This is a genomic window from Pseudomonas sp. P5_A2_2, from assembly GCF_054177685.1.
Window position 1 is genome coordinate 1 of the sequence record NZ_JBGCUL010000204.1, and the last position, 6,545, is coordinate 6,545.

At 61.7% G+C, this 6,545-nt stretch carries 7 protein-coding genes; all 7 read right to left on the reverse strand.

Annotated elements, in window-relative coordinates; all coding sequences use genetic code 11:
• Window positions 1-423, reverse strand: a 423-nt coding sequence (locus ACXRVY_RS13905) for an ATP-binding cassette domain-containing protein (protein WP_458237586.1), incomplete at its 3' end; no start/stop codon positions are given.
• The gene (locus tag ACXRVY_RS13910; protein WP_223457274.1) at window positions 410-1,192 is read right to left on the reverse strand and encodes an amino acid ABC transporter permease; all 783 of its coding nucleotides are present in this window, start codon (window positions 1,190-1,192) and stop codon (window positions 410-412) included. The genes ACXRVY_RS13905 and ACXRVY_RS13910, both read right to left, overlap by 14 nt.
• Complete coding sequence (locus ACXRVY_RS13915) at window positions 1,182-1,916, reverse strand: amino acid ABC transporter permease (RefSeq protein WP_223457272.1); 735 nt, start codon at window positions 1,914-1,916, stop codon at window positions 1,182-1,184. The genes ACXRVY_RS13910 and ACXRVY_RS13915 overlap by 11 nt, the downstream gene beginning before the upstream one ends.
• The gene (locus tag ACXRVY_RS13920) at window positions 1,913-3,124 is read right to left on the reverse strand and encodes an aminotransferase class I/II-fold pyridoxal phosphate-dependent enzyme (RefSeq protein ID WP_458237587.1); all 1,212 of its coding nucleotides are present in this window, start codon (window positions 3,122-3,124) and stop codon (window positions 1,913-1,915) included. The genes ACXRVY_RS13915 and ACXRVY_RS13920 overlap by 4 nt, the downstream gene beginning before the upstream one ends.
• The gene (locus ACXRVY_RS13925; protein WP_223457268.1) at window positions 3,121-4,539 is read right to left on the reverse strand and encodes an FAD-binding oxidoreductase; all 1,419 of its coding nucleotides are present in this window, start codon (window positions 4,537-4,539) and stop codon (window positions 3,121-3,123) included. The genes ACXRVY_RS13920 and ACXRVY_RS13925 overlap by 4 nt, the downstream gene beginning before the upstream one ends.
• On the reverse strand, window positions 4,536-5,387 hold the full coding sequence (locus ACXRVY_RS13930; protein ID WP_223457266.1) for a transporter substrate-binding domain-containing protein: 852 nt from the start codon (window positions 5,385-5,387) through the stop codon (window positions 4,536-4,538). Before ACXRVY_RS13930 ends, ACXRVY_RS13925 begins: the two co-directional genes overlap by 4 nt.
• 61 nt (window positions 5,388-5,448) lie before the next feature.
• Entirely contained in the window at window positions 5,449-6,291 is an 843-nt protein-coding gene (locus ACXRVY_RS13935; protein ID WP_223457264.1) for a transporter substrate-binding domain-containing protein, read from the reverse strand.
• Window positions 6,292-6,545: the final 254 nt, after the last annotated feature.

Consider the following 6,545-nt stretch of genomic DNA (forward strand, 5'->3'; position numbering starts at 1 on the left):
CTTGTGCTCCATGCGCACTTTCGCCAGCAAGGCACGCCCGTCTTTTTCGGCATCGGCGCGGCTGCGCCCCAACACCTTGCGCGGCGCAATCGCCAGATTTTCCAGCACCGACAAATGCGGGAACAGGTTGTACTGCTGGAACACAAACCCCACGCGCTTGCGCAACTCGATGCGCTGGGCTTCCTGCGCCAGGTTATGCACCTCGGTGGCGCCGACGCGGATAGTGCCGCGCTGCGGCTGCAACAACCCGGTGATGCAACGCAGAATCGTCGACTTGCCGGAACCGGACGGGCCGATGATCGACACCGCCTGTCCACGGTGCACATCAAGGTCGATGCCTTTGAGTACCGGATTGCTGGCGAACGACAGGTGCAGATCGCGCAGGCTGACCAGAGGCTCGGCGACGGTTTCAGTAGAAGGCATAACGTCGCTCCAGGCGTTGGGTGAGACGGGAAATCGGGTAGCAATAAGCGAAGAACAACACCAGCAGGCTCAGGTAAATCACCACGGTGAAGCCGGTCATGTTCACGGTGTTGCTGGCGATCTGCGCGGTGTCGATCACGTCATGCACGCCCACCAGCGAGGCCAGCGCCGTGCCCATGGTGATCACGGCGTAGAGGTTCATCCACGGCGGCAACATGCGTTTGAAGCACTGCGGCAAGATGATCGAGCGGAAAATCTGTCCGCGGGTAAACGCCAGGGAACGTGCGGCTTCCCATTGGGTGCTGGGGATCGAGGCAATGGCACCACGGAAAATTTCCGCGACGTTGGCACTCGCCGGTAGCGCTAGCCCGAGGGTGACCTTGACCCAGTCGGGGAACGAGACATAGGTGCTGCCGATCCTGACCTCGAACGGGAACACATAGGTGGTGAAATAGATCAGCACCAGCCACGGCGCATTGCGGAAAATCTGCACCCAGATCCGCGCCGGCAAACGCAGCAAGCGCAATGGCGACAATGCCAGCGCCCCCACCAGTAACCCCAGCACCGAACCCAGCGCGATGGCGACCAGGCTGATCAGAATGTTCTGGCCAAAGCCCGCAACCAGTGCCGGCGACCATTGCAGCAAGGCGTTGAGCACCAGGCTTTGCGGGGCGAACCATAGCAGCCAGAGCACGGTGCCGAGCAACAGCTTGCCGACATGCCGACGCGACCAGGCCACCGGCGCGGTGACGGACGATTCAATGGCCATAACCGGGCATCCTCAAGTGCGCTTCCAGGTAGCGCCCCACACAATTGACGATAAAACTCAGAAGACCGAAAAAGCTCAGGATCAGGATCATCAGCTCCAGCACGTTATCGCTCTGGGTCCAGATCATGATCGACGCGTAGGTGATGTCGCCGACGGCAATCGCCGAGGCCACGGCGGTCATCTTCACCAGGTCGATCAGGTTGTTGATCAGCGACGGCAAGGCGAAGCGCACCGCCAGCGGCAGTTGCACATTCCACAGCAATTGGCGGCTGCTGAACGCAAGGGAACTGGCGGCTTCCAGTGTCACGGTCGGCACCGCTTCGATGCCGGCGCGCAAGGCTTCGGCATGGAACGCGCCCTTGTGCAGCGAGATCACGATCACCACCCAGGCGAACGGCGTCAGCGGGTTCGCCGCGCCGACCGCCTGGGTCAGCAGCATGTTCAACACCAGGAACGCGCAATACAGCTGCACCAGCGTCGGCGTGTTGCGAGTGACTTCGACGAAGACCCGCGCCGGTTTCGCCAGCCAGGGTTTTCCCGACGTCAGCATCGCCGCCAAGCCGACACCGGCGAGCAAACTGCCAACGATGGTGAACAGGCACAACCACACCGTGGTCAGCGCGCCTTGCACCAGGCTTGCGCGCTGATAGGCGTCCAGCAGAAAGCTGTAGTTCAGACCGAAACCGGCGGTCCAGTGGACGAAAAGATCCAGCCAGTGACTCATGCCGTCCCCCGCAGTTGCGCGCAGGCCCGAGCGATGCGGCGCCCGGCTTCAGCGACGCTGTCGGTCGCGGTGGCGATGGACAGGCGAAACCACGGCGACAAGCCATACGCACTGCCCGCCACACCGGCCACGCCCTCTTCCAGCAAATAGGCGACGACGTCAGCGTCGCTGTTCAAGCGGTTGCCGTCGGGGCGATAACGCCCCAGCAAACCGGCACAACGGACAAACACGAAGAAGCCGCCCYGCGGCTCAAGCACTTCAAGACCGTCGACAGCGCSCAAGGCGCTCACCAACAGATCCCGACGCTGCTGATAGGCCACGACCTGCTCGGGCAGGAAATCCAGCCCGCCTTCGAAGGCCGCCAACGCGGCGGCCTGGCCCACCGAGGACGCCCCGGAAGTGGATTGCGATTGCACCACAGCCATCGCACTGGTCAGCACCTGTGGCCCTGCGCCAAAACCGATGCGCCAGCCGGTCATGGCATACGTCTTCGACACACCGCCCACCAGCAGGCAACGCTCCTGCAGATCCGGTGCGACATTGAGCAGGTTCTGCGCCGGCTGACCGTCGAAACGAATGTGCTCGTAGAGCTCATCCAGCAGAATCAACACCTGCGGATGACGGCGCAGCACCTCGGCCAGCGCCTGCAACTCCACCGCGCTGTACACCGCACCACTGGGATTGCCGGGACCGTTGAGGATCAGCCAGCGCGTGCGCTCGCCGATGTGTTGTTCAAGCTGGTGTGCCGTGAGCTTGCAGCCCTGCTCAAGCCCGCATTCGATGAACACCGGTTCGCCACCGTTGAACCGTACGCTGTCCGGGAACGATGGCCAGTAAGGCGTGGGCACCAGCACTTCATCGCCATCGTCGAGGGTCGCGGCGAACGCGTTGAAGATGACCTGCTTGGCGCCGTTGGCAATCACGATGGAGGGCAGCGAATAGTCCAGGCGGTTTTCCCGCTGGAGTTTGCGCTGCACGGCAAGCCGCAAGGCTTTCACCCCAGGCGTCGGCGTGTACTTGGTGGCACCGGCGGCGATCGCGGAATACGCCGCCTGCTTGATGTGTTCAGGCGTGTCGAAATCCGGCTCGCCGGTGGTCAGGTCGAGGATGTCGTGACCGGCCTCACGCAATTCGGTAGCGCGGGATTTGGCGGCGGCATTGGCCGACAGGGAGACGCGCTGCACACGCTTGGAAAGTCTGAGCGTCATGACTGACTTACCTCCACGACCTTGCCCGGATTGAGCAGATTCTTCGGGTCCATGGCTTGTTTGATACGCCGCATCAGATCCAGCTCCACCGCGCTTTTGTAGCGCCCCAGCAGGCCCAGCTTGCGTTGGCCGATGCCGTGTTCAGCGCTGATGGAACCACCGCGGGCATGGGCACTGTCGTGCACCAGAAGACTGAGTGCCGCGTAATTCGCCATGTGCGCATCCACCGTCGAATCCAGCGGATGAGCGACGTTGTAATGCAGGTTGCCGTCGCCCAGATGGCCGAAGGTGAAATGGCGAACACCGGGAAAGTGCGCCTGCAACAGCGCATCGGTGTGGCTGACGAACGCCACGACCTGGGAAATCGGCACCGAGATATCGTGCTTCATGTTGCGACCGGCGCGCTTCTGCGCCTCGCTCATGTTTTCGCGCAACAGCCACAGCGCGTCGCTTTGCGCGAGGCTTTCGGCGATCAGCGCATTGGCCAGCAAGTCCTTTTCGAACGCATCGCCAAGCACCGCTTCAAAGGCTTCGCGGGCGTGAGTTTCGCTGTGGTTATCCGAGAGTTCCAGCAACGCGAACCAAGGCTGACTGACACCGAGGAAAGGTTGCGGACCTTCGGGAAATTGTTCGTGCAACAAGGCCAGGCAGTCGGCACTGAGCAGTTCGAAAGCCGTGAGGCTGGCTCCAAACCCGGCACGGGCATGGGACAGGAATTGCACCGCTTGCGCCAGCGAATCAAAGGCCAATAACGCCGTAGCCTGAGCCTTGGGCAGCGGGAACAGTTTCAGCGTGGCGGCAGTGATAATACCGAGGGTGCCTTCACTGCCGATGTACAGGTCACGCAGATCGTAGCCGGTGTTGTCCTTGCGCAGACCGCGCAGGCCGTTCCAGATTTCGCCCTGGGCGGTTACCACTTCCAGCCCCAGCGTCAGCTCGCGGGTATTGCCGTAGCGCAATACGGCGGTACCACCGGCATTGGTGCCGAGATTGCCGCCAATGGTGCAACTGCCTTCGGCGCCCAGACTGAGGGGAAACAGGCGACCGGCGTTGCGGGCGACGTCCTGCACGTTTTGCAGAATGCAGCCGGCTTCGACGGTCAACGTGTCGTTGTCGGTGTCCACAGCGCGCACCCGGTTCAGGCGATCCAGCAACAGCAACACCGCACGACCGCTGGCGTCCGGCGTGGCGCCGCCCATCAGCCCGGTATTACCGCCCTGCACCACCACCGGCGTATCGGCGGCCACACAGGCGCGGACCACGGCCGCAACTTCTTCGGTGTTGGCCGGGTGCACGGCGGCAACGACCTGGCCAACGTAACGTCCCTGTTTGTCAGTCAGGTACGGCGCGGCCTCTTCGCTGCTCTGCACATGGCTCGCGCCGAGCAGTTGCTGCAAGTCTGCGAACAGACTCACGGAAGCACCGCCAGCGGCGCGGCGTTGCGATATTTTTCGTGCAAGTCACGCAGCGCCTGAGACGGTGCCATGTCCGTGCGTTCGCCGAGCTCGATCAGCCAGCCGCTGCGGTGCCAATCGCGCACGATGGCGTCCAGTTTCGCCTGGGTATCCTGCTCACCCTTGCGCAACCAGATCACCGAGTTCGACGGGATCAAGTCACCCGGCAACGGGATCTCGTAACCCGCCCATTCGGCATCGCTCAACAACGCATGCATGGTCGGGCTGACATGCACCGCCGCCACGCAACCGTTGCCGCGCAGGGACAACAACGATTCGGACTGGCTGCGGAATGCCTTGATCTCGGCGCCGTAGGTTTCCTGCAGCGGCTTGATGAAGTTGCTGCCCTGGGACACGCACACCGGTTTGCCCTTGAGGTCGGCCCACTGGGCAATGCCCGAGCCTTTGCGAATCAACGCCGCGCCGCCTACTTCCTCGTATGGCGTGGGCACGTAATCGAGAATCTCGCCGCGTTCTTCGGTGAACTGCATGTTGGCGATCAGGATGTCGACCTTGCCCTGCTGCAGGAACTGCACACGGTTCGGCGCCAGCACCGAGACGGTGTTGGCCTCGACGCCCAAGGCCTTGGCCACGCCCTTGGCGAGCTCGACGTTGTAGCCCAGGTGTTCACCGGTCTTCGGGTCGATGGTGCCGAATGGCGGGCCGCTGAGAATCACCCCGACAGTGATGGCGTGACGCTGCTCGATCTTGTCCAGCGTGGCATCGGCCCGGGCCAGGCTTGCAGCCAATGCGACAGCGCCGGCCAGGCACAGCGAGGACAGGGTTTTAGCGGAAAAAAGACGATTCATGCGCGACTACCTTGAACGGCCGTCGCGCAATGCGGCGGCGTATTGAAGACGATGAGATGAATCAGACGCCGTTGGCCTGAAACTTCTTTTGCAGCTCGACCAGCGCCGGCGATGCAGGCGTGATGCGGTTGCGGGTCTGGGCCTCGATCAACCAGCCGCTGCGGTGCAGCTCCTTGACGATCGGGTCGAGCTTCGCCTGGGTATCGCTCTCTCCGCGCCGGGTCCAGATCACTGAAGGCGCCGGGTTCAGTTCCGGGGTGATCGCCCGGTAGTCCTTCCATTCGGGACTGTCGGCGATCAACGGGTTGACCAGCGTGGCGTCGTGCACCGCCGCGACGCAGTTGTTGCCGCGCAGTGCCAGCAAGGATTCGGACGAGCTCTTGAAGGCCTTGATCTCGACACCCAACTCGGTGAGCGGTTTGACGTAGCTGCTGCCTTGCGAGGTGCAGACCGGTTGTCCTTTGAGGTCTTCCCAACGTGCGATCTTGCTGTCCTTGAGGACTGCGGCGGTGCCGCCGACCCGGTAAAACGGCGTCGGCACAAAACCGAGAATTTCGCCGCGTTCCGCCGTCCATTCCATGTTGGCAATCAGCAAATCGACTTTGCCCTGCTGCAGAAACTGCACACGGTTGGCCGGCAACACCGGCACCAGTTCGACTTCAGCACCCAACTGCCGACCCAACTCCTGAGCGAGCTCAACGTTCAGGCCTCGCGGTTTTTGCGTGGCTGGATCGATCCCGCCAAAGGGGCCACCCGACAGCAGCACGCCGACCACCAGCACATGACGCTGCTCGATTTTGTCCAGCGTCGCATCGGCTTGGGCAGCGGTGCTGGCAGCCAGCGAAATCAAGGCACCCAACATCGCAGGCAATAATCGTTTTACAGGCGTGCGCTCAAACAACATGGATTTCCCCTCATGGATGATCGGCGTAACCCCGATCTGATGAGTGGGCATCCTGCGTACTGCGCCAAGGTAACGGAAATACAAATATCTAATATCGTTATAACTCAGGCGCTGTCATTTTTTAGAAGAACGCTTATAAGCCAACGTTTATTGACCTATACCTACTTACAGAAAAATCAATTTCTCCTAACACATAAATATATGTAATGTTTATGTTCGCGCCCTTGATATAAAAGCAGCCGCCATGTCGACCC